The sequence below is a fragment of the Kitasatospora sp. MAA19 genome, assembly GCF_029894125.1.
Lineage (GTDB): Bacteria > Actinomycetota > Actinomycetes > Streptomycetales > Streptomycetaceae > Kitasatospora.
Map to the genome: position 1 here is coordinate 90,477 of NZ_JARXYZ010000008.1, position 24,275 is coordinate 114,751.

The following is a 24,275-nucleotide window of genomic DNA, read 5'->3' on the forward strand; positions in this document are numbered from 1 at the left end:
AGGCCGAGTCGGCCGAGCGCCGTGCACGGGGGACGCTCACCGTGGGTTCGGGGGAGATCAACAAGGAGGCCCGGACGGGGCGGTGGGGGCCTGAGAGGACAAGGAAGCTAAAGATATGGCAAAATGTTAGACTGAGTAACGATCCGCAAGGGGAGCATTGACGCCTTCTTAACGGGTCACCCTCTTCAGCACCACCAGACACCCCGCCCGCCCCTGCCTGCCCGAGGTGCCACTGCGTGAACATCGACCACCTGAACCAGCTGCTCCTCGAGTTCTCCGTGATCCTGCTGGTCGCGGTGGTCGCCGTGCGGATCTCCACCCGATCAGGGCTACCCAGCCTGCTGATCTACCTCGGGATCGGCGTCGCGCTCGGCCAGAACGGCATCGGCGTCAACTTCAACAACGCCGAGCTGACCCAGGTCCTCGGCTACACGGCGCTCGTGGTGATCCTCGCCGAGGGCGGCCTCAAGACCAGCTGGCGCGAGGTCAGACCGGTGATGCCGGCCGCCACCGTGCTCGCCACCGTCGGCGTCGGGGTCAGCGTGTTCGTCACCGCGGCCGGCGCGCACTGGCTGGTCGGCCTGGACTGGCGGACCTCGATGCTGCTCGGCGCGATCGTCTCCTCGACCGACGCCGCCGCCGTCTTCTCCGTCCTGCGCATGGTCCCGCTGCCGCACCGGCTCACCGGCCTGCTGGAGGCCGAGTCCGGCTTCAACGACGCGCCCGTGGTCATCCTGGTCGTCGCCTTCGCCACCACCGGCGAGCTGGACTCCTGGTACGTCCTGGTCGGCACGATCGTCGCCGAGCTGGCGATCGGCGCGGCGATCGGCTTCGCGATCGGCAAGCTCGGCGCGTACGGGATCAAGCACGTCGCGCTGCCCTCCTCCGGCCTCTACCCGATCGCCGTGATGGCGCTGACCGTGCTCGCCTACGCGGGCGGCGCGCTGCTGCACGGCTCCGGCTTCCTCGCCGTCTACATCTGCGCGGTGGTCCTCGGGAACTCCAAGCTGCCGCACGGCCCGGCCGTCCGGGGCTTCGCCGACGGCCTGGCGTGGATCGGGCAGATCGGCATGTTCGTCCTGCTCGGCCTGCTCTGCACGCCCGAGACGATGGGCGACGCCGTGGTGCCCGCGCTGGTGATCGGCGGCGTGCTGGTCTTCCTGGCCCGGCCGCTGTCCGTGGTGTTCACCCTGACCCCGTTCAAGGTGCCGGGCCGGGAGCAGGCACTGCTCAGCTGGGCCGGGCTGCGCGGGGCGGTCCCCATCGTGCTGGCCACCATCCCGCTGGTGTCGGGCGCACCGAAGGCCCAGGACGTCTTCAACATCGTGTTCATCCTGGTCGTCGTCTTCACCCTGATCCAGGGCCCGACCCTGCCGTGGGTGGCCAAGCAGCTACGGATCGGCGAGGGCGCGATGGGCCAGGACCTGGACATCGAGTCCGCCCCGCTGGAGAAGCTGCACGGGCACCTGCTGTCGGTCACGCTCGCCCCGGGCTCGCGGATGTCCGGCGTGGAGGTCAGCGAGCTGCGACTGCCCAAGGGGGCCGCGGTCACCCTGGTGGTACGGGAGGGCAGCTCCTTCGTGCCGGACAAGGCGACGGTGCTGCGCGGCGGGGACGAGCTGCTGGTGGTCACCACGGACGAGGTCGGCGAGGCGGCCGAGCGGCGGCTGCGGGCCGTGGACAAGGGCGGCAAGCTCGCAGGGTGGCTGCACGGGCGGTGAGGCCCGTCGGCGCCGGGAGGTCCCGCCGTCCGGCGCCGGGAGGCTCGCCCCGTCGGCGCCGGAAGGCCTCATCCGCTGTTCACCTTCGATTGGCAGGACAAGGGCGGAGGCGCGCTGTCATGTCGGGGAAAGCGCGACAATCTACGCGCGTATATGTATGATGGTTTGATCACACCCAGCATCTGCATCTGCCTGACGCAGAGTTGGCGCGACCGCTCGGCGGCCGCGGTCCGGACCCCGGCCACCACGCCGGGCCGACCCGGTATCTACCCCGGTCGACGCGCGAGAGGACGACTCTCGGCGCCGTCGGGGCCACCCCATGCCCTGCCGCGCTACCAGGCAGCAGGAAGGACCGACCGTGACGGCCCGCCGAACGGTCGACAACCCCGCGGACAGCGCGACCCCGCGTGACACCGCCGACACCACCGCCGCTGACGCCGGCGCCACCACCGACACCACTGCCACCGCGCCCGCGCGCGTCGGCTACGGCACACTGCTGCGCACACCCGGCGTCTGGACGTTCCTGGCGCCGGCGTTCCTCGCGCGTTTGCCCTACGCGATGCTCAGCACCGGCATCCTGCTGCTCGTCAAGGAGACCCACGGCTCCTACGGCACGGCCAGCACGGTCGCGGCCGTGGCGGCCGTCGCCCAGGCCCTGATCGGCCCGCAGACCGGGCGGCTGGCCGACCGTTACGGCCAGGCCGCGGTGCTGGTGCCGGCCGTGATCGTGCACGCGCTCTCGGTCGGCGCGCTGATCGCGCTGGCACTCGGCCACGCACCGGCCTGGAGCCTGTTCCTGGCCGCCGTCCCGGCCGGTGCGAGCGTTCCGCAGATCGGCGCGATGGTCCGGGCCCGCTGGATCGCCAAGTTCACCGCGGACGGCGCCTCCGGCTCGTCCACGGCCAAGGTGAGCACCGCGTTCGCCTTCGAGTCCGTCACGGACGAGTTCACCTTCGTGATCGGCCCGATCCTGACCGCCGCCATCGCGACCACCATCAGCCCCTCGACCGGGCTGATCGTCGAGGCCGCGCTGACCGTCGTCGGCGGTCTGGCCTTCGCCGCCCAGCGGAACACCGCGCCCGCCCGCCAGGCCCACCGCCCCGGCGCCAAGCGCGCCTCCGCGCTCGCCTCGCCCGGCGTCCGGCTGCTGGCCGGGACGTTCCTCGGCGTCGGCGCCGTGTTCGGCGGCCTGCAGGTCTCGGTGTACGCCTTCGCCGACTCGGTCGGGCAGCACGGCGCCGGCGGCACCGTGTACGGGATCTTCGCGGGCGGCTCGATGGTGGCCGGCGTGCTGTACGGCGTGATCGCCTGGCGGCGGGTCGTGCAGCAGCGGATGATCATGAGCTACACCCTGCTGGTGCTGGGCTGCTCGACGCTGTGGGCGATGCCCAACCTGATCGCGCTCACCGTCGCCGGGCTGGTCTGCGGCCTGGCCATCGCGCCGACCCTGATCAGCGGCTACACCCTGGTCGAGACGCTCGTCGCGGACGGCGCCAAGACCGAGGCCTTCACCTGGCTGACCGGTGCCATCGGCCTCGGCCTGGCGGTCGGCTCGATGGCGGCCGGGCGGCTGATCGACGGCCACGGGCCGTCCGTCGGGTTCCTGGTGCCGCTGGCGGGCGCCGGCCTGGGCCTGGTCGCGCTGGTCTCGCTGCGGCACCTGCTGACCGCGTCGGGGCCGGCGAACGCGGCGGTCACGGCCTCGCCGGAGCGCGCCGCGGCGCCGCAGCTGGTGGGTGCGGCCAAGGGCTGAGCGGGCACGCGACGACGGTGGTGCCCGGGTGGGCCGGAGGGCCGCTCCCGGCTCGACCCCGGCTCATCTCACATCGGAGTCGCTGGACTGATTCAGCGGAATGCCGCATCATTGACCATCGTTAGCACTCATCAGGCGAGAGTGCCAGGAGGAAGACAAGTGCCCACGTACCAGTACCAGTGCACCGAGTGCGGCAACGGCCTGGAGGCGGTGCAGAAGTTCACCGACGAGGCGCTGACCACGTGCCCCGACTGCCAGGGACGGCTCCGCAAGGTCTTCTCGGCCGTGGGCGTCGTGTTCAAGGGCTCCGGCTTCTACCGGACCGACAGCCGCTCGTCCTCCAGCAGCACGGTGGGCACCGGCACCTCCGGCGGCGCCACGTCGTCGTCCAGCTCGACCCCGGCGTCGTCGCCCTCCACTTCTTCGAGCTCCTCCGGCTCCTCGACCTCTTCGAGCCCGGCTCCGGCCGCGAGCTGACCTCGCCGCCGGGCGCGGCGGGCGGCATTCGGCCCGGCCCGGGCGGCAGGTAGAGAGCATCGACAAGGCCCGTCGGCCCCGCACTTCGCGGGGCGGCGGGCCTTGTCGTCATCCCGGGCGGGCCGGAGTCCCTCGTGCGGGTGTACGAAGTTGTCCACAGGGTCGAGTTGTCCACAGGCTGCGGATAAGGGCTTTCCGGGACGGCGCGGGGCACGCATCGTGTGGGTCACCAGAGACCGACCGGCCCGGAAAGGGGCGGTCCCCGACGACCCCGGTGGTGACCATGACGTCCATGAGCCTCTCCGTCCCGCTGCCCGCCCCCACCGTGCCGCCCCGGCGGGAGGTGCCGCGCTTCCCTCCGATCCGGCGCGGGGCCGGCGGGTGGCACCGCTGGCGGCACGCCGTACGGCGGCGGGCCGGGGTGCCCTTGCTGGTGCTGCTCGCGGTGGCCGCAGCGCTCGCGGTCGGGCCCGCGCGGGCCGGGCTGCCGCCGCCCTCGGGCGGCGCGATGGGCCGGACGGGTTGTCAATCCGGCTCCATCGAAGATCATCCGTGACCAGGAAACGACTTCGTCGTTCACGGCGGCATGAAAGGCTTCAAGGAATTCCTGCTGCGTGGAAACGTCGTCGAACTCGCCGTCGCGGTCGTCATCGGTGCGGCCTTCACCACCATCGTCAACGCCTTCGTCAAGGGCGTGATCAATCCGATCGTCGGTGTCTTCGGGACGAAGGACCTGGCGTCCTACAGTTCCTGCCTCAAGGGGCCCTGCGAGGCGAGCGCCACCGGCGAGGTCACGTCCGGAATCCTCATCCTGTGGGGATCGGTGCTCAGTGCCGCCCTGCAGTTCCTGATCACCGCGGCCGTCGTCTACTTCGTCCTGATCGTGCCCATGAACAAGCTGGCCGCCAGAAGGAAGAGCCCCCTCGAAGAGACGGCGGAGGCCGAGGCCAACGAGATCCAACTGCTCACCGAGATCCGCGACGCGCTGGTCACGCCGCAGCGCTGAGCACGTTCCCGTTCAGTCCCCGTGGTGCGGCGGGCGCTGGCTCAGGTACCAGTCCAGCCCCCGCCCACCGCTCTCCCCCGCTCCGGGGCGCTCGCCCCAGCCGGTGTCGGTGTCGTCCCGGGACGGCTGGTCCAGCGGGTCCCGGAAGACCAGCCGGGCCTTCGGCGCCGCCGGCTGCTCACCCTGCCCCTGCTGCTCCTGCTGCTGTGCCTGCGGCCGCTCCCGGCCCTGTCCCTGCTCGCTCACCCTGCTCACTCCGCTGTTCGCCCGGATCGTCCTGTCCCCCCTCCAGCCTATGAGCCCTGCGGCGTCCAGCCTATGAGCCCCGTGGCGCACCACGAGCCCCGGTGCGGAGCGCTCCGCATCAGGGCGCGGGTGACGGCCTCAAGCGGCCGGCCGTGACGCCACCTCACGGGCGGCCGCCCGGAGCGCCTCGCAGGCCCGCAGGCACTCCCTCGGACGAGTCCCCCGGGCGGCCCCTCAGGCGGCCTCGAAGCCCGCGTGGTCGGCGATCTTCTTCAGCTCGGCCAGCGCGTGCTTCTCGATCTGGCGGATCCGCTCGCGGGTGAGGCCGTGCTGCTTGCCCACCTCGGTGAGGGTGCGCTCGCGGCCGTCCTCCATCCCGTAGCGGGAGCGGATGATCGAGGCCGTACGGTCGTCCAGCCGCCCGATCAGGTCGTCCAGCTCCTCACGGCGGAGCATGACCATCACGGCGTCCTCGGGGGACGTCGCCCCGGTGTCCTCGACCAGGTCGCCGAACTGGGTCTCGCCCTCGTCGTCGACCGCCATGTTGAGGCTGACCGGATCCCGGGCCCAGTCCAGCACGTCCTTGATCCGGGCCTCGGTGGTGTCCAACTCGGCCGCGATCTCGGCCGGCTCGGCCTCGCGGCCCAGCTCCTTGGACTTCTCCCGCTGCACCCGCCGGATCCGCCCCAGCTCCTCGACCAGGTGCACGGGCAGCCGGATGGTGCGGGACTGGTCGGCGATCGACCGGGTGATCGCCTGCCGGATCCACCAGGTGGCATAGGTGGAGAACTTGAAACCCTTGGCGTAGTCGAACTTCTCGACGGCGCGCACCAGACCCGCGTTGCCCTCCTGGATGAGGTCCAGGAGCGGGAGGCCGCTGCGCGGGTACCGGCGGGCGACCGCCACCACGAGCCGGAGGTTGGAGCGGATGAAGACGTCCTTGGCGCGCTCGGCGTCCTCGGCTATCGCCTCCAGTTCCTCGCGGGTGACACCGTCGGGGAACTCGCCCTCCGCCAGCAGGTGCTGGGCGTACACGCCGGCCTCGATCCGCAGCGAGAGCTCGACCTCCTCGGCGGCATCGAGCAGGGGTGTCCTGGCGATCTCGTCGAGGTACATGCCGACCAGGTCACGGTCGGCCTCGAAGTTGGTCGGGCGGGCCGCGCGAGTCCGGTCGGCCCTGTCGCGAACGACGGCACGGGTGGCCATGCTTGCTCCCTTTGCTGGAATTGCCGAGGTCTGCCTGCCTGCCCCCCGAGAGGGCAAGAAGTGCGGGCCCCTCGGGGCTCACACGTAACGATCCAACGAACAGAATCCGGACAACATTCCCAAGTCACTCAGATTCTTCCCGACTATGCAGTATCCTGCCGGTTTTCACTCCGGATATGGACACTGGGTGACCTACCGAGCACTTTCAGTGCCAATTCCCCGACCACTTCGGAGCGTTTCCTTCACTTGCCGCACACGCGTCCGCCGCCGCACTGGATGAACCCGCGAACGAACGCGCGCGTTCCCGCGCGCCCCCGGCGCCCGCCCGCGCCCGCACCCCGGCGCACGCAGGTTCTCCCCACAAACGATGCCGAATCGCTATCACTCCGGCTCCCGATCGACCCGGGACACTGGGAAGGTGTCAGCCATGCACCTGACCAACAGCTCGCCCTCCATCACTGCGCGTCACCGCCGCCTTCTGCGGGATTCGGCGCTCGCGGTGGTCTGTGCCGTGCTGTTCGGCCTCCTGGCCGCACTGGTGACCCGGCACTGGCACCCGCTGGAACAGCTCGACCAGAGCTGGATCGGCGAACTGCACACCTTCGCCCGGCAGCACCGGATCTGGACCGCCTCGGTGCAGACGCTCTCCGACATCGGCGGCACGGTCACGATGCGTACACTGCTCGGCATCGCGGCCGTCTGGCTCTGGCTGATCGGCGCCCGGGTGCTGGCCGGCTGGGTGGCCGCCCAGACCCTGGTCGGCTGGGGCGCTCTGTGGGCGCTGAAGCTGGCCATCGGCCGCCAGCGCCCCTCCTTCACCGACCCGGTCTCGCACGCCGGCGGCCCGGCCTTCCCCTCCGGGCACGCCATGGCCTCGGCGATCACCTGCGCGGTGCTGGTCGGCCTGGTCTGGTACCGGGTCCACCGACGCGGCCGGATCGCCGCCTGCGCGGTGGCCACGGCGACGGTGCTGACCATCGGTTGGACCCGGATCGCCCTCGGGGTCCACTGGCCGAGCGACGTGCTCGCCGGCTGGCTGGCCGCCGGGATGGTGCTGGGCGCCGTCACCGCCGTCGTCGAACTCTGGCGGCCGGGCGCGCTGGCCCGTGACGTACGGCGGGTCAACTGGCGCACCAGACCCAGGGTTCAGCGGATCACCGTGCCGTCGGTCCGGTCGTCGCGCGGCACCGAGCCGCTGGGCGACACCGCCACCGACCACCCGGACGAGGCCGTCCACTGAGGTCCTCCGCGGCCGCCGGGAGCCGTCCGATAGCGTGACGGCCATGCCTCTCACCACGGCTCCCGCCGCCGCCCGTTACCCCGAGCGCCCGCTGCGGATCGCCACCGTCCAGGCCCAGGCCGTGGCCGGCGACGTGGCCGCCAACGCCGCCCAGGCCGCCGAGTTGATCCGCGAGGCCGCCGAGGCCGACGCCCGCCTGGTGCTGTTCGCCGAGAAGTTCCTCTCCGGCTACGAGCCCGAGCTGATCCGCACCGACCCGCTCAAGTGCGCCGTCCAGCCCGGCGATCCGCGCCTCGCACCGATCGCCGAAGCCTGCCGCGAGACCGGCACCGCCGCGATCGTCGGCGCCGCCGTACAGGACGGCGACGACCTGCGCGTCTCCGCCCTCGTCCTCGGCCCGGACGGCGGCTTCGTCACCCGCTACGACAAGCAGTACCTGTTCAAGACCGAACGCGCCTACTACCGCCCCGGGACGGCCGGTTGCACCCTGGAGCTGGACGGCTGGCGGCTCGGCCTCGGCATCTGCTACGACTCGGGCTTCCCCGAGCACGCCCGCGCCGCCGCACTCGACGGCTGCCACGCCTACCTGGTCGGCGCGCTGTTCAGCATGGGCCACGGCCACCACGAGTCCCGCACCTGGTTCCCGGCCCGCGCGCTCGACAACACCCTCTACACGGTGCTCGCCAACCACATCGGTCACACCGGCGGCTGGCACACCTGTGGCGGCAGCGCGGTGTGGGCCCCGGACGGACGCCTGCTCGCCGAGGCGGGCGAGGACCGGCGCGAACTCGTCGTCGTCGACCTCGACCCGGCCGTGCTGCGCACCGCCCGGGAGACCGAGACCCTGCTCGCCGACCTGGCCGAGGCCGGCGCCCGCCCGGTCGCCCCGCGCACGCGCTTCACCCTGGGCTGAACCATCCGACCTCCGGCCCGGCCGCTCCTCCGCACCCGGAAGCTGATCTTCGCCGGCGTGTCCCTGGAGGTCTGCGCGGCCCTGCCCGCCCTCTCCGCACCCGAGGCCGCCCCCGTGTACGCCGCACCGGACATGCCGTTCGCGGTCCTGGCGGGTCAGATCTCGGCCGCCTACCAGCGGTAGCACACAGCCCGCGACGCACAGGACCAACCAGACAGCGGCCGAGCCGCTTGACACCGGAGAAGAGTGGACGGATGAACACCCACACACAGCAGACCGACGCCCCCGGATTCCGCCTCGACGCGTATCTCGCGCGCATCGGGCATCCGGGACCGGTCGGTGCCGACCTCGAGACGCTGTGCAGCGTGCACCGGGCCCATGTCATGTCGATCCCGTTCGAGAACCTCGACCCGGTGCGCGGCATCGTGCCGTCCCTGGCCCTCGACGACCTCCAGAAGAAGCTCGTCGAGGACCGCCGGGGCGGCTACTGCTACGAGCAGAACCTCCTGCTGGCCGCCGCCCTGCGGGCGACCGGCCTGACGCTCCGCTACCTGACCGGCCGGGTCGTCCTGGGCACCGGCGATCCCGCGACCCGCCCCCGCACGCACATGGCCCTCCTGGTGGACGTGCCCGGCCGTCCCGCCCCCTACCTCGCCGACGTCGGCTTCGGCGCGATCGGCGCGCTCACCCGGCCCGTCCCGCTCACCCCCGACGCGGAGCACTGGGCCGACAACCGCGGCCACCGCCTGCTGCGCACCGGCGACGACCGGGCCGGGCGACTGGAGACCTGGACCCTGCAAGCGCACGGCCCCGACGGCTGGGCCTCCCAGTACGCCTTCACCACCGAACCGGCCGAGCACTCCGACATCACCGTGGCCAACTGGTACATCGCCACCTACCCCAACTCCCCCTTCCACAGCCGCATCCAGGTCCAGCGCACCAGCCCCGACGCGCACCGGTCACTCAGCGGCGAGGAGCTGACCGTGACCCGCGCGGACGGCACCACCGTCACGCGCACCCTCGCCGACGACGAGATCCAGCAGATCCTCGTGGCGGAGATGGGGCTTCCGCACTCAGGGGTGTTGCACGATCCGGCGAGCGGGCGTGCAGGTTCGATGTGATGGCCCGGCATCCGATTGCGCCGGAGCGCCGACGGTCCGGCTATCTCGGCGGCCGCGCAAAACCCTTCGAGGGTCCGACCACCCGGAAGCTGCCCACCACGCCGTGGAGCACCGAGATGCCCTCGATGGGCGGCGGGATCACGCCGTCGCTGGACCCGCCCGGCCCGACGGTGGCGATGGGGGCGCCGCTGTCGCAGACCGCGCCGGGGTAGAGCTCGACGGTGCGGCGGCTGTCGTTGCGGATGTTCAGGCTCTTGGCGCCCAGGCCGCTGATCACGGTGATGCAGTCGCCCGGGTAGGCGGAGTACGACCTCTCGTTGATGCGGACCCTGCCCTGCTCGGGGAACCTTCGGCCCCCGTCACCCCTGCTCTCGTACCCGTCGCCCTTGTCATCCCATCCGAGGATGCCGTCGGAGAGCGCCTCGACCAAAGCGTCCGGCTGCTGTGCCGAAGCCGGTTGAGCCATCGGCCGGGAGGCCGCCGCCGAGGCGTAGGTGATGCCGGTCGCGGCCAGGGCCGCGGCCGCCGCGATGGCCGCGGTGACCGCCGCGGAGCAGGTCATCGTCATGCAACTTCTCCCGTCTCGGAGAGGCCGACCGGGCAGCCGGCGCACGACTGAACGTACTGACCGCCCCCGCGACCTCCATGGCAGACATATCGAATGATTGGCTTCAAAGAGCCGAACGGGGTACCCGCCACACCCGCGCGCCGTCGGACCCGGAGGGGTGGCGAATGACCACGATAGGTGAACCGCAGACAGGTTGACGGTCCGACTAGCCCTTAAGGGTGATCATCTGACATATCCTCACTCCTTCGGCCCCCGGCGGACCGCTCCCGCACCGGCCCTGCGGCGGATCGCACGCATCGGGCCCGCAGCCGCTCCGGGGAGCGCGAGCTGCGGGCCGGCCGGGAAAAGACCTACCAGGGCCCGGTGACCGGAGCCCTGGCAGCGTCTGCGCATCGTGTTGGATCTATCGGATACTGGTCGGGAGGGCGCCCCGCCCGGTGGCGGGGGCCGGACTGGAGCCCCGAGCTGACCCCTCGGGGCTCCACGTCATTCAGTCGACGCAGCTGGCCAGTCGACTCAGCGGTAGTGCTCGACCACGCGGAAGCTGCCCACGACGCCGTCCTTGACCCGGATGCCCTTGGTGTGGTGGACCTTCACGCCGTCGCTGGTGCTGCGCGGCCCGACGGTGGCGATGGGGGCGCCGTTGTCGCAGACCGCCCCGCGGAACACCTCGACGGTCTTGTGGCTGTCGTTGCGGATGTTCAGGGTCTTGGCACCCAGGCCGCTGACCACGGTGATGCAGCCGCCCGAGTGCGCGGAGTAGGTCCGCTCGTTGATGTGGATGCGGCCCTCCTCGTGGCGCTTCTCGCCGTGCCCCTCGTTGCGCCCCTCGTTGCGCCCCTCGTTGCCCTTCCCGCCGGCGGCGCCGCCGTCGGCGGGCAGCTCGGCCGGAGCAGCGACCTGCTGCCCACCACCGGCGGGGAGCTGGGCGGGAGCGGCAGCCACCTGGGGAGCGGCAGCCACCTGCCGCACGGAAGCCTGCGGGGCCATCGGCTCGGAGGCAGCCGACGCGTACGTCACGCCGGTCACGGCCAGGGCCGCGACTCCGATGGCGGCGGCGGTGGCGGCAACGCGGTTGATCTTCATGGAACTTCTCCTACATTTCAGGTGATGTGTCGACTGAGCAGCCGACCCGAGATTGAACGTACTTACCGCCCCAATCGGTGTCATTTCGGGCATATCGAAAGAGGGCCAAACGGGGTGCATCGGCCCGTCACATCGACCCCCGGACCGGGCCGCAACTCCATCAAGTCGCGTGAAAAAAAGGCCAGTTGACGAACACTGGGGCCATTAGTGTGATTATCTGACGCAGGCCCATCCCTTTGGCGGCAGGACGCCCGGCGCCGCCGACGCGACGAGACGGGTCGACCCCGCCCACGACAAGGCCGCCGCCGCGCCGGCAGCCACGGAAGCGGCCTTCGAGCGCCACGTCGTCCGCCCGGCGGGGCCCGGCGGGGCCCGGCGGGGCCCGGCGGGGCCGAGGAGGACGGGGACCTGCGGGGGGGGCGACCTACGGCCGGCGGGGCTGCCGGGAGCGCCCGCCATCGGGCCGACCCCGTCGGCCGGGGTGACGAAGCCCGCCGCGCCGCCGGAACCTCGCCGGATGCGGATCGCGGCCGGGCGCACTGCGCCGGGCCGGCCTGATCCACTGCGGGGATCACCGACCGTCGGCCCCGGCCTGCGCCGCTCGACCCCGCAGGCCGCCTTAGGCGTGAACACCGCATCGAGGCATGCCGGTTGGGATATCCGGGGCCGATGGCACCCGGCCGAGGAAACCGACCCCAGGTGCCCCGTGCCCTGCCGCGAGGCAGTGGCGGCCGCTGCGCGGTGCCGGTCACCGAACATCCGACGCCGGGCTCGTCGCCTCGATCGGCACCGCAGAGGCCTGGCCGATGCCGTCGGCGCCGACGAGGGTGCCAACGGCCACCCGGGACGGGCAGGTGATCCGCCCGGCGGCGGGTCGTCGGCTCGTGGACGGGCGGCCGCCCCTGCCCAGCCGGCCGCGCCGGAGCACGCCGCCCTGCCCACGGCGGCCCGACCCCCGCCGAATCCGCGCCGGAAGCCGCAGGGGCCCCTCGCCGACTCCGGCGAGGGGCCCCTGACCTGCAGGTTCTCTGTGCCCCAGGCAGGATTCGAACCTGCGACACCGGCTTTAGGAGAGCCGTGCTCTATCCCCTGAGCTACTGAGGCGGGGCTTGTCCGAAACCCTGCGCGGAACTCGCGTGAGCGAGCCGGTCGCAAGGCTGCCGACAAGGCGGTGAGCATCGGGACGGCGGGGAGGCCTGCGTTCGCCTGTTGGGCGTACTGAGACGCCCGCCTGGACGCTCGATCCACAGAGTACCGGATCGGGGATCTGGCGGGCGCTGAGGTTGTGAGGCCGGCCGATCCGGGCCGGTCAGCCGGTGAGCGGGAACGCGGCGAGTTCCTCCGTGGGCGGGCGGAAGCAGCAGCCGGCACCGGGCCCGTGTCTCGGGGTCGGGGTCGGGGTCGGGGTCGACCGTTCCGGCGGGCGGCTCGGGATCGGTCCATGCGGGCAGCGGTCGCGCCGCACTCGCCGTTCACCGCGAGTGCGGCCGACGGAGGCCACGCTCAGCTGCGGGAGACGACCATCTGGGCGCCGCCGTCCTTCATGCCGGCGATGGCGGCCTTCTGCCCGCCGGAGGAGGTGTTCCACCCTCCCTGCCAACTTCCGGAGGCATAAAGGGCGTTGTGGTACACCATGCCATCGTCGCCCACCGCTGTGAGCTGCGCGTCGCCGTTCGGCATGCCGGCGATCGCCTCGGCCCGGGCCGCGAACCGCGCCGAGCCGGCGTAGCCGTCCAGCGGACTGAAGGACGTCCGGTTCCCGTCCACCAGGCGCGTCGCGTGGAAGAGGTCGCCGGCCTTGCTCACCGGCACGGTCGGCGACGGGTACGGGTCGGCGTGGTCGGTGCTCAGGCCGGCGCCGCCTGTCGCCCAGGCTGGCTGGCTGTAGGAAGCCGGCTCCAACAGGCCTGGTGGCGAGGGTGGCGGTTGGGGGTGCGGGTGCCGACGGGGGGTCAGGGGAGGTCCAGTAGCCTGCCGGGAAGTGTTCGACCCGCCCTGTCCCGCCGCGCGAAGGAGACGAAGGACCCGATGAGACCTGCTGGGCACCCGGTGGTGCGACTGCTGGGGCAGGTGTGGGTGTGGCCCGCGGTGGTGATGCTGGCGGTGGGCGGGTACCGGCTGGGGACGCCGGAGCTGTGGCGGGACGAGATGGCGACCTGGACGGCGGCCACCCGGTCGCTGGGCGACCTGCTGAGCCTGCTGCAGCACATAGACGCCAGCAACGGCGCGTACTACCTGCTGATGCACGGCTGGACCGCGGTGTTCGGCGACTCCGTGATGGCGCTGCGAATACCGTCCGTGCTGGCGATGGCGGGGGCGGCCGCGTTCGTGGCGCTGACCGCCGAGCGGCTGTTCGGCAACCGGGTGGCGGCGGTCGGCGCGGGGCTGCTGTTCGCGGTGCCGCCGGAGGTGTCCCGGTACGCGCAGGAGGCGCGCGCGTACGCGCTGGTGACCTGCGCGATCGCGGCGGCCACCTGGTTCCTGCTGCGGGCGCTGGAGCGGCCGACGTGGCGGCGGTGGGCGCCGTACTGCGCGGCGATGGCGGTGGCCGGCGCCGGGCACCTGATCTCGTTCAGCACGGTGGCCGGGCAGGTCCCGCTGGTGCTGCTGCACCTGTGGCGCACGCGCGGGGCGGTGGAGCGGCGGCTGCTGTGGCAGTACCCGGTGGCGGTGGGGGTGGCGGCACTGCCGGTGCTGCCGGTGGTGCTGCTGGGCAGCCGGCAGTCGGACCGACAGCTGGGCTGGATCGATACGCCGTCCCTCTGGGACCTGAGGCACTTCGGCGAGCACCTGTTCGGCTCGGATCAGGCCTTCCACGCCTTCGCCCTGCTGGCGCTGCCGGCGCTGCTGCTGCCGGGTCGGCGGGTGCAGGCCTGGCAGGCGCTGATGCTCGCGGAGCTGCCGGTGGTGGGCGTGTGGGTGGTGTCGCAGGGCGGCACCTCGTACTTCATAGAGCGGTACCTGCTGTTCACGGTGCCCGCGTGGGCGGTGCTGGCCGGGGGCGGGGTCGGCGCGGTGTACGGCGTGGCGGCGGCCTGGGCGAAACGTTTCCGTGCCTCGGGACCGGCCCGGGCGGCGGCGGGGCTGCTGGCGCTGGGGCTGCTCGCCGTCCCGGCCGTGGCGGCGCTGCCGGAGCAGCCCGCGGTGCGCTACGTGGGCTCGCACAACGACTCGGAGGAGCCGTTCCGGGCGGCGGCCGGGGTGATCGCGGCCGGCTACCGGTCCGGGGACGGGATGGCGGCCCCACTGGGCAACCAGGCCTGGGCGATGGTGTGGCCGGGCGTCAGCTACTACCTGCCGGAGGACGTCCGCCCGTACCCGGTCTTCGTCGCGCAGAGTGCCGATGACGCGGAGGACCTGTCACCGGCGCCGTGCCCGCAGCCGGAGTCCTGCCTGGGGCAGGGGGAACGGATCTGGCTCCTGGTCCTCGGGGACATCGAGGACCCGCTGACCGCCATGCCGGAGGAGCAGGCGCAGGCACTCCGCACGCGGTACGGGACGCCCGACCAGGTGACGCCGCTCGGCGGGCTCACGGTCGCGCTGCTCGACCGCGACAACTGACGCGGGGCCCGGAGAACGGCGACGGACGGGCCCGGAGAACGACGGAGGGGGAGCCGGGCGAACCGGCTCCCCCTCCGTCGTTGCGGGTTCAGAGCGTGCGGGTCAGCCGGGACTGGATGGACGGCGGGTTCAGGTCGGACTGAAGGGCCACCGGGACCGTCGCCCGGTTCTCGCCCTCGCCCACCCACAGCGTGCCGACCTCCTGGCCGGCCTTCGCGGTGTGGCCGAGCTTCGCCGCGTCCAGGCTGAGCGTGCCGGTGACGCCGGGGAAACCGGCCACCACGAGGTCCTTGGTCGCGACGACCGGGACCTTGCCGCCGAGACCGTCCTCGACGGAGCCGACGACGTCGCCCTTCTTGGCGAGGGTCTGGCCGGTCAGGCCGTTCTGCGCGGCCTGGATCTGCTTGCCGCTGACCTTCAGCACCGTCGGGAGGATGCCGTCGGCGGGGGCCGAGGAGGTGGCCTGCTGCCCCAGGGTGACACCCAGGATCAGCCGCTTCACACCGCCGATCTCCTTGTAGGCGGCCCACATCAGGCAGCCGCCGGCCGGAGTGCTGGAGCCGGTCTTGACCCCGATGATCCCGGCCTTCGGGTTGATCAGGGTGTTGGTGTTGAAGACCTTCTGGGTGCCGAGGGTGGTGTCCGGGGTGGAGACGATCTGGCGGAAGATCTCGTCCTGCATGACCTGCTCGGCCAGCTTCAGCTGGTCCTTGGCGGTGCTCTTGGTGTCCGCGTTGAAGCCGGCCGGGTCCGCGTACGTGGTGTTGCCCATCCCGAACTTGGCCGCGGTCTCGTTCATCAGCTTGACGAACGCCTCCTCGGAGCCGGAGTGGAAGCGGGCGAGCAGCCGGGCCACGTTGTTGGCCGACGGCAGCATCAGCATCTCCAGCGCCTGGTACTCGGTGAGCACCTGGTTCTCGGTGAGCGGCACCTTCGACTCGTCGACGTTGCCGGACTCCTGCGCGGCCTGCTTGTCGACGGTGATCTTCGGGCCGCTCTCCCCCTTCTTCAGCGGGAACTTCTGCAGGATCAGGTAGGCGTTCATCACCTTGGTGACGCTGGCGATCGAGGCCGGCGTCTCCGGGCCGGAGCTGCCCAGGCTGCCCACGCCGACCACCTCGGCCGCGGACTGGCCCTTGGCCGGCCAGGCGAGGTCGAGCTGGTCACCGCCGAAGCTGAAGCCGCTCGCGGCGGTCAGCCGCACCTTGGCGTCCGGCAGCGGGCGCAGCAACTGGGCCACCACCGCCGCGCCGAGCACCACGGCCAGGAAGACCGTCCAGATGGTGACCCGCTTGAGCGCGCGGCGCAGCGGTGAGACCGGGCGGGCGTTGAGGGTCGCCAGGACATCCATCGCCTCGGCGGTGTTCTCCGGCGAGGTCAGCGGCTCCGGGGCGGGCAGCGGCTCGGGCTTCGGCAGCGGCGGGACGGGCGGCACCGGCCGCGGGTCGGGGGTGGGCAGCGGCTCGGGGGCCGGGGCGGGGCCGGGCTCGGGCACGGGGGCCGGCTTCGGCAGCGGCTCCGGGCCCGGCTGCGGCTCGGGTTCGGGGATGGGCTTGGGCGCCGGGTGCGGCTCGGGCACCGGATCCGGGACGGGGGACGGCTCGGGCACCGGGCTCGGCACCGGGGGCTCGGGAACGGTACCGGCCGCGGGGGCGGCGGGGGCGCGCAGCGGCCCGAGCTTCTCCAGCTTCTCGGACGCGACCGACTTCACCGGCTTCACCGGCGCGGGGTCCTCGGCAGCCGAATCGGCCTCAGCCGACCCGTCCGACTCGGCGGACTCGGCGGGGGCGGCGGGGACGGCGGGGGCGGCGGGGGCGGCGGACTCGGCCGCGGCCTCCTTCGGCGCGTCAGTCTTCGGTGCGTCAGTCCCGAGCGCGTCGGCCTCCGGCACATCCGCCCCGGGCTCGTCGGACTCGGGCTCGTCGGACTCGGGCTCGTCGGACTCGGGCTCGTCGGACTCAGGCACGTCCGCCTCGCGTGCGTCGCCCTCGGCGGGCGCGGACGCCCCCGGCGTGTCGCCCTCGGCCGCGCTCTTCCCACCGGCCGCCGCCGTGCTCTCCGCCGCACCCTTCCCCGCGACTGCCGCGCCCTCCGCGGCCGTCCGCATAGCGAGACGCGGGTCGGCGCCGACGGGCCGCTCGGGCACTGCGTCCGCGGCGGCGGAAGCCTCCGCAGTCTCTGCGACCTCCGCTGCATCCTCGGAATTCCTGGCAGCGGCGGGCTTCGTCAGCTCCTCGGGCAGCCGCAGCGCGGTGGTCGCGCTGTCCACCGGCAGCCGCAGCATCGTGGTCTTGCTGTCCACATCCCGGACACGGAGCTGTACGGTCGAGCCGCGCTTGGCCCCCTTCTCCGGCGCGTCGCCGGGGGCGGCATCGGCCTCCGGGCCCGCGGTGCCGTCGGGGTCCGCACCGGCACCGGCGGCCGTCCCGGTCCGTTCGCGTTCGCGCTCCTGCGCCCGCTCGCCGTCCCTCAGCACCCTGTCGGGGGACTCGCCCACGTATCCCAGCCTCCTCAACGCCCGGCGGGGCACCGGCAGACCCGATTTCGGGAAGCCGACGCCCCGCCCCGTGTACCTGTACAGTCTCCGCCACCGACGGCCGATCCGGCCGCGCACACCCCGCCCGACCGGCGCTTATTGCCGTCGCACGGCCGCGCTGCGGCCCGTTCACCGGTCAGACGCCCGGCCCACCGCCCCTGGTTCCCCGCCTTCACCGCAAGGTCACGATTCGGAGGCGTACTCGACAAGCCCGTGTGAGAGGCGTCACCCTGTCTCTCATCCACGCGGGGAGGCTTGGATGGGCAAGAGCCGCAGAACTGTTCCCGAGGAACTCTTGCTGCTCGCTTTGGACCCGACCACGGGTACCACGGCGCAGCCGCAGACCCTCGACCTCGGACTCGCCGGGGCGCAGCTCGTCGAGCTGTCCCTGGCCGGACGGATCGTACCGGAGGGAGACCGGATCGCTGTCGTGCTCGCACGGCCGACCGGCGACCCGACTCTGGACCACGCACTGGAACTGCTGCGCCGACGCGGCAGTCCGGTCCGCGCGGCGCACTGGATCGGCGGGCCCCGACTGGGGCTGCGGCAGACCTACCTGGCGCACTTGGAGCGCTGCGGCATGGTCACGGCCGTGCCGGGCCAGGTGTGCGGGGTGCTGCCGACGACCCGCTACCAGGCGTCGGACGACTGCACCAACGCCGCGATCAAACAGCGGCTGGACACCGCCATCCGCACCGGCGTGCCGCCGGACCCGCGGACGGCGGCGCTGGCGGCCCTGGCCCACTCGGTGGGCCTGGGCAAGCACCTGTACCCGGGCAACGAGGGCCGGTCCTCACGGTCGCGGTTGCGCGACCTGATCCGGTACGACCCGCTGGGCGGGATGGTCGCGCACGCCGTGATGGACGTGCAGAACGGCCTGCCGGCGCAGCAGAACCGTTCACCCCAGGGGTCCGCGACCGGCGCCTCCGGCACCGGCCGCTCCGGCGCCCGTGCGGCGGGCCGGGGTTCCGGGCGGGTCGCCGCCTCACGGGTCGGCGTCCGCTGACCGGGGCCGCCCCGGCGCACGGAACGCCGTCCCGAACCCCGTACCGACCGCCGTGCGGCACGCACGGCCCGTACGGCACGCACGGCCTGCATGACGCACACGGCCTGCACGGCACGCCTGGCGACACGCCCGACGGCGCGCGCCACCTCGCTCACGCCGCCCGACGGCGCTGAGCGACCCGACGCACCACCAACGCACCAGCCGGCACGACGTGCACCACCCGCACCACCCGCACCACCAGAAGCACGGAGGGGCGGTCGCCCCGCGACGGAAGTCGCCCGGCGACCGCCCCTCTGCCGTCCCCGAGGACCCGCCGAGGCCCGCCCGGGGAACCCGGCGGACCCTGTCCTCGCATGTGCCACCGGCACCTGCACCGCCGGGGAGCGCAACTCACAGCACGTACCGGTACGAGCCGCTGAGCCGCATTACCACCTGGGGACCTTCGGCGTCTCACAGAAGTGCTTTTCCGACGATCTGTTCTACTGCGCTCCTGTGATTCCCTGACGCCGACCTGGCCCAAGATGACATGCTGCTCCAAGTCAGGGGGGTTGGTCCCAATGTCCGAAGTGTTCCGAGGGCTGCCGTTCCAACGATCACCAGAGGTCCGGCCGGAGGTCGACGTGTCCGCCAACATCAATCCCACCGTGCGCCGCCGGCGCCTCGGCTCGGAGCTGCGCAAGCTCCGCGAAGGCCTCGGGATGACCGCGGAGGAGGTGGCCGGCCGGCTGATGGTCTCCCAGTCGAAGATCAGCCGACTGGAGAACGGCCGCCGCAGCATCAGCCAGCGCGACGTGCGCGACCTCTGCGACGTCTACCTCGTGAACGACGAGCAGCTGCGCGCCAGCCTCATGGAGATGGCCAAGGAGTCGCGCCAGCGCGGCTGGTGGCACGACTTCAACGACATGCCGACCCCGTACAGCGTCTACATCGGGCTGGAGGCCGAAGCCTCCTCGATCCGCGCGTACGAGTCCTCGTTCGTCCCGGGCCTGCTGCAGACCGAGCAGTACGCGCAGGCCGTCGTCGAGGGCACCCAGCCGGACACCGACGCGCTCGCCGTGCAGCGCCGGGTGCAGGTCCGGATGAAGCGCCAGGACCGCATCCAGGGCGAGAACCAGCTGGGCAGCCTGTGGACCGTCATAGACGAGGCGGTGCTGCGCCGCGAGGTCGGCAGCCGCGAGGTGATGGCCCAGCAGCTGAAGCACATGATGGAGCTGAGCCAGCGGCCGAACATCACGATCCAGGTGATCCCGTTCTCGGCCGGTGCCCACCCCGGCATGACCGGGACATTCTCCCTGCTGGAGTTCCCCGAGTCAGCCGATTCCACGGTTGTCTACTTCGAAGGGGTGACGAGCGATCTCTACCTGGAGAAGGACGCGGACGTGCGCCGCTATACCGGTCTGTACGACTACCTGAGGGCGGCAGCGCTCGGCGTGGCGGAGAGCCGGACACTGATAGCTGAGATTGAAGAGGGATACCACTGATGAGCACCACCTCCGAGCACGGAACCCGCTGGCGCAAGAGCAGTCACAGCGGCGGCAACGGCGCTTGTGTGGAGATCGCCAGGCCGGCCGCCGGGGCGGTGGCGGTACGGGACTCGAAGGACCCTCAGGGACCGCAGCTCCGCTTCTCCGCCGAGGCCTGGAACGCGTTCGCGAGCGCCACGGCCGCGGGGGCGTTCGGCGGCCCCTGATCCGGCCCCTCGTCAGGCCCCGATCCAGCCCCCGGTCCGGCCCCCCGATCCGGTCCCTCAGCAAGGCCGCGGGACCCCGATCCGGCTCCGTGCTCGGTCCAGTTGCCCGTAGCGGTGGCCGTCGCCCTCTCCGGCGGCGGCCGACGCTACGGGCAACTGTCGTTCGCACCGCTCCCGTTCGGCGCACCACCTGATGGTCTCAGCGCACCACCGGGTACCGGCCGGACCAGATCAGCCCCTCCGGGGTCCGCGGGTCGTGCAGTTCGGCGCCGTGCATCAGCTCCAGCACGAAGTCGTCGGCCAGTTCGAGGATCGCGCCGCGCCCCTCCAGCCCGGCCACCAGCCCGGACGGCAGCGCGGTGTCACCGTGCAGCACCCCGAGCAGGTTCCCGCAGATCGCGCCGGTGGAGTCGCTGTCCCCGGAGTGGTTGACCGCGAGCAGCAGGCCCGAGCGCACGTCGTGCGCGACGAGTGCGCAGTAGACCCCGATCGCCAGTGCCTCCTCGGCGACCCAGCCCTCCCCCAGCGCCTCGACCCGGTCGGCGGACGGCTCGCCGGCCCGGACGGCGTCCAGCGCGGCCCGCAGCGCGGCGGTGGTCTCCTCGTGCGCCTGCCGCTCGGAGAGCAGGGCCAGGGCGAGGTGGACGCCCTCCTCCAGGGTGCCGCCGCGGGCCACGCTGTGGACGATCACCGCGAACGCGCCGGCCGCGAGGTAGCCGGTCGGGTGGCCGTGGGTGAGCACCGCGCACTCCACCGCGAGTTGGAACACCAGGCCCGGCTCCCAGGTGGTGAGCAGCCCGAACGGCGCCGCCCGCACCACCGTGCCGCAGGCCTTGGAGTGCGGGTTCTTGGGCCGCTCCAGGGTGCCGAGACGCTCGCCCTCGGCACCGGAGAGGCCGGACAGGCAGCCCTGGCCGGGGGCGCGCTGGGCGTACAGCCACTCCTCGCGGCCGAGCCAGCCGAGGTCGGGGCGGCGCTCGTCGGGGCCCCAGTCGCGCTGGCTGGCGGCCCAGCGCAGGTAGGCCAGGTGCAGGTCGGTGGGCGGGTGCCAGCTGCCGGTGTCGCGCCGGATGTGGGCGCGGATCAGGCCGTCGACGGTGAACAGGGTGAGCTGGGTGTCGTCGGTGACGGCGCCGGTGCGCCCGTACGCGGGGACGTACCCGGTGACGCCCTGCGGGCCGTGCTGGGCGCGGATCTTCTCCAGCGGCTCGAACTCGACGCCGGCACCGAGCGCGTCGCCGATGGCACCGCCGAGCAGACAGCCCCGCACCCGGCTGCGGAAGTCCTGCTGCTGGGCGCGTGACCACAGTGGCATCACGACGGGGCGCCTTTCCTCGGGGCAGGGGGCCGCGCGACGCTCGGCCGGTCGCGCGCCCTGGCACTGTATTCGAAGGTTCGAACGTATCGACGAGCCACCTCGAACACCAGCACTTCAACACACTGTTGCAACCCCGCCGTCCGGCGCCCCGGGCGGCCACGCCGCCGGGATCAGTCCACGACCGGCAGCAGCTCCGGCAGGTGCCCGTCCGAGGCCAGCGCCGCCGCCCGGCGCTCGGCCGGCACCTCGCCGTAGGTGGTGGTGCGCTGGCGGTGCGGGCGGCCCGCCGCCTCGGCGATCGCCTGGAGGTCCCGCACCGACTTGTAACTCCCGTACGCCGAACCGGCCATCCGCGAGATGGTCTCCTCCATCAGCGTGCCGCCCAGGTCGTTGGCGCCCGAGCGGAGCATCTCGGCGGCGCCCTCCGCGCCCAGCTTGACCCAGCTGGTCTGGATGTTGGGGATGTGCGGGTGCAGCAGCAGCCGGGCCATCGCGACCACCGCGCGGTTGTCCCGGGCGGTCGGGCCGGGCCGGGCGATGCCGGCCAGGTAGACCGGCGCGTTGGTGTGGATGAACGGCAGGGTCACGAACTCGGTGAAGCCACCGGTGCGCTGCTGGATCCCGGCGAGCAGCCGCAGGTGCCCGAGCCAGTGCGCCGGGGTGTCCACGTGCCCGTACATCATCGTGGACGAGGAGCGGATGCCCAGCTCGTGCGCGGTGGTGACCACCTCGACCCAGGTGGCGGCCGGCAGCTTGCCCTTGGTGAGCACCCAGCGGACCTCGTCGTCCAGGATCTCGGCGGCGGTGCCCGGGATGCTGTCCAGGCCGTTCTCCTTGGCCCGCTGGAGCCAGTCGCGGATGGACAGGCCGGTGCGGGTCGCGCCGTTGACCACCTCCATCGGGGAGAAGGCGTGCACGTGGATGCCGGGCACCCGCTCCTTCACCGCGCGGGCGATGTCGAAGTAGGCGGTGCCGGGCAGGTCCGGGTGGATTCCGCCCTGCATGCAGACCTCGGTGGCGCCCACCTCCCAGGCCTGCGCGGCGCGGTCGGCGACCTGCTGCAGCGACAGGGTGTAGGCGTCGGCGTCGGTGCGGCGCTGGGCGAAGGCGCAGAAGCGGCAGCCGGTGTAGCAGACGTTGGTGAAGTTGATGTTCCGGGTGACGCAGTAGGTGACGTCCTCCCCGACGGCGTCCCGGCGGACGTCGTCGGCGATCCGGCAGAGCGCGTCCAGAGCCGGGCCGTCCGCGTGGAACAGCGCCAGCGCCTGGTCGTCGGTCAGCCGCGTCGGGTCGTCGGCGGCCACCGCCAGGGCCTCGCGCAGGTCGCCCGCGAGCCGCTCCGGCGCGCCGGCGGCGAGCACCTGCTCGCGCAGCACCTCCCAGTCGCCGTAGACGTCCTCGAAGTCGGCCCGGCGGTCGCCGGTGCGCCCCTCGGTGTCGATGGTGGCGTGCAGGTCGGTCCGCCCGTACGCGTCGGGCAGGTCCTCGGGCTCCTGCCAGGGCAGGCCGCGGACCACCGCGTCCGGGTTCGCCAGCCCGGTCTGCGGGTCGGCCAGGGCGCGCACGTGCGGCAGCACCCGCGGGTCCAGCCAGGGCTCGCCGCGCCGCACGTACTCGGGGTAGACGGCCAGGCGCTCGCGCAGCTCGAAGCCGGCCGCCGCAGAGCGCTCGGCGAGCCGCTCGATCTGCGGCCACGGGCGCTCGGGGTTGACGTGGTCGGGGGTCAGCGGGGAGACGCCGCCCCAGTCGTCGACGCCGGCCGCGATCAGCCGCCCGTACTCACCGTCCACCAGGTTCGGCGGCGCCTGCAGGCAGGCGGCCGGGCCCATCAGGTGCCGGGCCACCGCCACGGTGGCGACCAGCTCGTCCAGTTCGGCGTCGGGCATGCCGCGCATCGCCGTGTCCGGCTTGGCGCGGAAGTTCTGCAGGATCAGCTCCTGGACGCCGTGGTAGGCGCGGGAGACCTTGCGCAGCGCGAACAGCGACTCGGCGCGCTCCTGGTAGGTCTCGCCGATGCCGATCAGCAGGCCGCTGGTGAACGGGACGGAGCTGCGCCCGGCGTCCTCCAGCACCCGTAGCCGGACGGCCGGCTCCTTGTCCGGCGAGCCGAAGTGCGGGCCGCCGGGCTCGCTCCACAGCCGGGTGGCGGTGGTCTCCAGCATCATGCCCATCGAGGCGGAGACGGGCTTGAGCCGCTGGAAGTCCGTCCAGCTCAGCACCCCGGGGTTGAGGTGCGGGAGCAGGCCGGTCTCCTCCAGGATCCGGATCGACATCGCCCGCACGTAGGCGATGGTGTCGTCGTAGCCGTGCGCGTCGAGCCACTCGCGGGCCTCGGGCCAGCGGTCCTCCGGCTTGTCGCCGAGGGTGATCAGGGCTTCCTTGCAGCCGAGTTCGGCGCCGCGCCGGGCGACGTCCAGCACCTCGTCGGGGGACATGAACATCCCGTGGCCGGCGCGGCGCAGCTTGCCGGGGACGGTGACGAAGGTGCAGTAGTGGCACTTGTCGCGGCAGAGCCGGGTGAGCGGGATGAAGACGCTCTTGGAGTAGGTGATGACGCCGGGCCGCCCGGCCGCCGCCAGCCCGGCGTCTCGGACCCGGGCGGCGCCGGCACAGAGGTCGCTCAGGTCCTCGCCTCTGGCCTGGAGCAGCACGGCGGCCTCGGTCACGTCGAGGGCGACGCCGTCCCGGGCGCGGCGCAGGGCGCGCCGCATCGCGTTAGCGGTCGGGGGGGTGCTTGCGTCCATGGCGGTTCCGTCCATGGCGCGACCCTACGCCAGGTGTCGTACGTTCGGAGGAGTCAACCCTGAGGCCTTCTCAGGGTCGGTGT

General features: G+C 72.6%; 21 protein-coding genes and 1 tRNA gene. 13 read left to right on the top strand and 9 right to left on the bottom strand.

The features are described 5' to 3' along the window. The first annotated feature begins 236 nt into the window (after positions 1–236). From P3T27_RS15085 to mscL, 5 genes are all read left to right on the top strand, one after another. Entirely contained in the window at positions 237–1,721 is a 1,485-nt protein-coding gene (locus tag P3T27_RS15085; protein WP_280678485.1) for a potassium/proton antiporter, read from the top strand. 358 nt (positions 1,722–2,079) lie between these two features. After that, a complete protein-coding gene (locus P3T27_RS15090) occupies positions 2,080–3,474 on the top strand; it encodes an MFS transporter (protein ID WP_280678487.1) in 1,395 nt (464 codons plus the stop codon). Between the two features lie 159 nt (positions 3,475–3,633). Further along, positions 3,634–3,951: an FmdB family zinc ribbon protein gene (locus P3T27_RS15095; RefSeq protein WP_280678489.1), complete on the top strand. Its 318-nt coding sequence runs from the start codon at positions 3,634–3,636 to the stop codon at positions 3,949–3,951. A 292-nt stretch (positions 3,952–4,243) separates the two neighbouring features. Next, positions 4,244–4,507, top strand: a complete 264-nt coding sequence (locus tag P3T27_RS15100) for a hypothetical protein (RefSeq protein WP_280678492.1) — start codon at positions 4,244–4,246, stop codon at positions 4,505–4,507. A gap of 30 nt (positions 4,508–4,537) precedes the next feature. Beyond that, positions 4,538–4,957, top strand: coding sequence for a large conductance mechanosensitive channel protein MscL (gene mscL / locus P3T27_RS15105; RefSeq protein ID WP_280678494.1), 420 nt, complete (start codon positions 4,538–4,540; stop codon positions 4,955–4,957). A gap of 12 nt (positions 4,958–4,969) precedes the next feature. On the opposite strand, the gene P3T27_RS15110 is transcribed toward mscL, so the two are convergent. Next, positions 4,970–5,203 (bottom strand): hypothetical protein, encoded by a 234-nt coding sequence (locus tag P3T27_RS15110; protein ID WP_280678496.1) that lies wholly within the window; start codon positions 5,201–5,203, stop codon positions 4,970–4,972. A gap of 234 nt (positions 5,204–5,437) precedes the next feature. Continuing rightward, a complete protein-coding gene (locus tag P3T27_RS15115) occupies positions 5,438–6,409 on the bottom strand; it encodes a sigma-70 family RNA polymerase sigma factor (protein ID WP_280678498.1) in 972 nt (323 codons plus the stop codon). A 427-nt stretch (positions 6,410–6,836) separates the two neighbouring features. On the opposite strand from P3T27_RS15115, the gene P3T27_RS15120 reads away from it, so the two are divergent. From P3T27_RS15120 to P3T27_RS15135, 4 genes are all read left to right on the top strand, one after another. Beyond that, positions 6,837–7,649, top strand: a complete 813-nt coding sequence (locus P3T27_RS15120) for a phosphatase PAP2 family protein (RefSeq protein ID WP_280678500.1) — start codon at positions 6,837–6,839, stop codon at positions 7,647–7,649. Between the two features lie 43 nt (positions 7,650–7,692). Further along, complete coding sequence (locus P3T27_RS15125) at positions 7,693–8,562, top strand: carbon-nitrogen hydrolase family protein (RefSeq protein WP_280678502.1); 870 nt, start codon at positions 7,693–7,695, stop codon at positions 8,560–8,562. 57 nt (positions 8,563–8,619) lie between these two features. After that, the gene (locus P3T27_RS15130; RefSeq protein ID WP_280678504.1) at positions 8,620–8,745 is read left to right on the top strand and encodes a hypothetical protein; all 126 of its coding nucleotides are present in this window, start codon (positions 8,620–8,622) and stop codon (positions 8,743–8,745) included. A gap of 71 nt (positions 8,746–8,816) precedes the next feature. Beyond that, positions 8,817–9,683, top strand: a complete 867-nt coding sequence (locus P3T27_RS15135; protein WP_280678506.1) for an arylamine N-acetyltransferase — start codon at positions 8,817–8,819, stop codon at positions 9,681–9,683. Between the two features lie 40 nt (positions 9,684–9,723). Here the strand turns inward: P3T27_RS15135 and P3T27_RS15140 are convergent, their stop codons facing one another. From P3T27_RS15140 to P3T27_RS15155, 4 genes are all read right to left on the bottom strand, one after another. Next, the gene (locus P3T27_RS15140) at positions 9,724–10,251 is read right to left on the bottom strand and encodes a hypothetical protein (RefSeq protein WP_280678508.1); all 528 of its coding nucleotides are present in this window, start codon (positions 10,249–10,251) and stop codon (positions 9,724–9,726) included. Between the two features lie 516 nt (positions 10,252–10,767). Further along, complete coding sequence (locus tag P3T27_RS15145) at positions 10,768–11,337, bottom strand: hypothetical protein (protein WP_280678510.1); 570 nt, start codon at positions 11,335–11,337, stop codon at positions 10,768–10,770. Positions 11,338–12,368: 1,031 nt separating this feature from the next. Continuing rightward, positions 12,369–12,441, bottom strand: a tRNA-Arg gene (locus P3T27_RS15150). Positions 12,442–12,840: 399 nt separating this feature from the next. Next, complete coding sequence (locus tag P3T27_RS15155) at positions 12,841–13,239, bottom strand: hypothetical protein (RefSeq protein WP_280678511.1); 399 nt, start codon at positions 13,237–13,239, stop codon at positions 12,841–12,843. Positions 13,240–13,365: 126 nt separating this feature from the next. On the opposite strand from P3T27_RS15155, the gene P3T27_RS15160 reads away from it, so the two are divergent. After that, complete coding sequence (locus tag P3T27_RS15160; RefSeq protein ID WP_280678513.1) at positions 13,366–14,898, top strand: glycosyltransferase family 39 protein; 1,533 nt, start codon at positions 13,366–13,368, stop codon at positions 14,896–14,898. Between the two features lie 88 nt (positions 14,899–14,986). On the opposite strand, the gene P3T27_RS15165 is transcribed toward P3T27_RS15160, so the two are convergent. Beyond that, on the bottom strand, positions 14,987–17,395 hold the full coding sequence (locus P3T27_RS15165) for a D-alanyl-D-alanine carboxypeptidase (RefSeq protein ID WP_280678515.1): 2,409 nt from the start codon (positions 17,393–17,395) through the stop codon (positions 14,987–14,989). 298 nt (positions 17,396–17,693) lie between these two features. Here P3T27_RS15165 and P3T27_RS15170 point away from each other — a divergent pair, with 298 nt between their 5' ends. From P3T27_RS15170 to P3T27_RS15180, 3 genes are all read left to right on the top strand, one after another. Further along, positions 17,694–18,440, top strand: a complete 747-nt coding sequence (locus P3T27_RS15170) for a GPP34 family phosphoprotein (RefSeq protein ID WP_280678517.1) — start codon at positions 17,694–17,696, stop codon at positions 18,438–18,440. 620 nt (positions 18,441–19,060) lie between these two features. Then, positions 19,061–19,921: a helix-turn-helix transcriptional regulator gene (locus P3T27_RS15175; RefSeq protein WP_280678519.1), complete on the top strand. Its 861-nt coding sequence runs from the start codon at positions 19,061–19,063 to the stop codon at positions 19,919–19,921. Next, complete coding sequence (locus P3T27_RS15180; protein ID WP_280678521.1) at positions 19,921–20,130, top strand: DUF397 domain-containing protein; 210 nt, start codon at positions 19,921–19,923, stop codon at positions 20,128–20,130. The genes P3T27_RS15175 and P3T27_RS15180 overlap by 1 nt, the downstream gene beginning before the upstream one ends. Positions 20,131–20,329: 199 nt before the next feature. Here P3T27_RS15180 and P3T27_RS15185 read toward each other — a convergent pair whose 3' ends face one another. Together P3T27_RS15185 and P3T27_RS15190 are read right to left on the bottom strand one after the other, a co-directional pair. Further along, positions 20,330–21,445, bottom strand: a complete 1,116-nt coding sequence (locus P3T27_RS15185; protein ID WP_280678527.1) for an ADP-ribosylglycohydrolase family protein — start codon at positions 21,443–21,445, stop codon at positions 20,330–20,332. A 173-nt stretch (positions 21,446–21,618) separates the two neighbouring features. Further along, entirely contained in the window at positions 21,619–24,192 is a 2,574-nt protein-coding gene (locus P3T27_RS15190) for a bifunctional FO biosynthesis protein CofGH (protein WP_280678529.1), read from the bottom strand. Between the last annotated feature and the right edge of the window lie 83 nt (positions 24,193–24,275).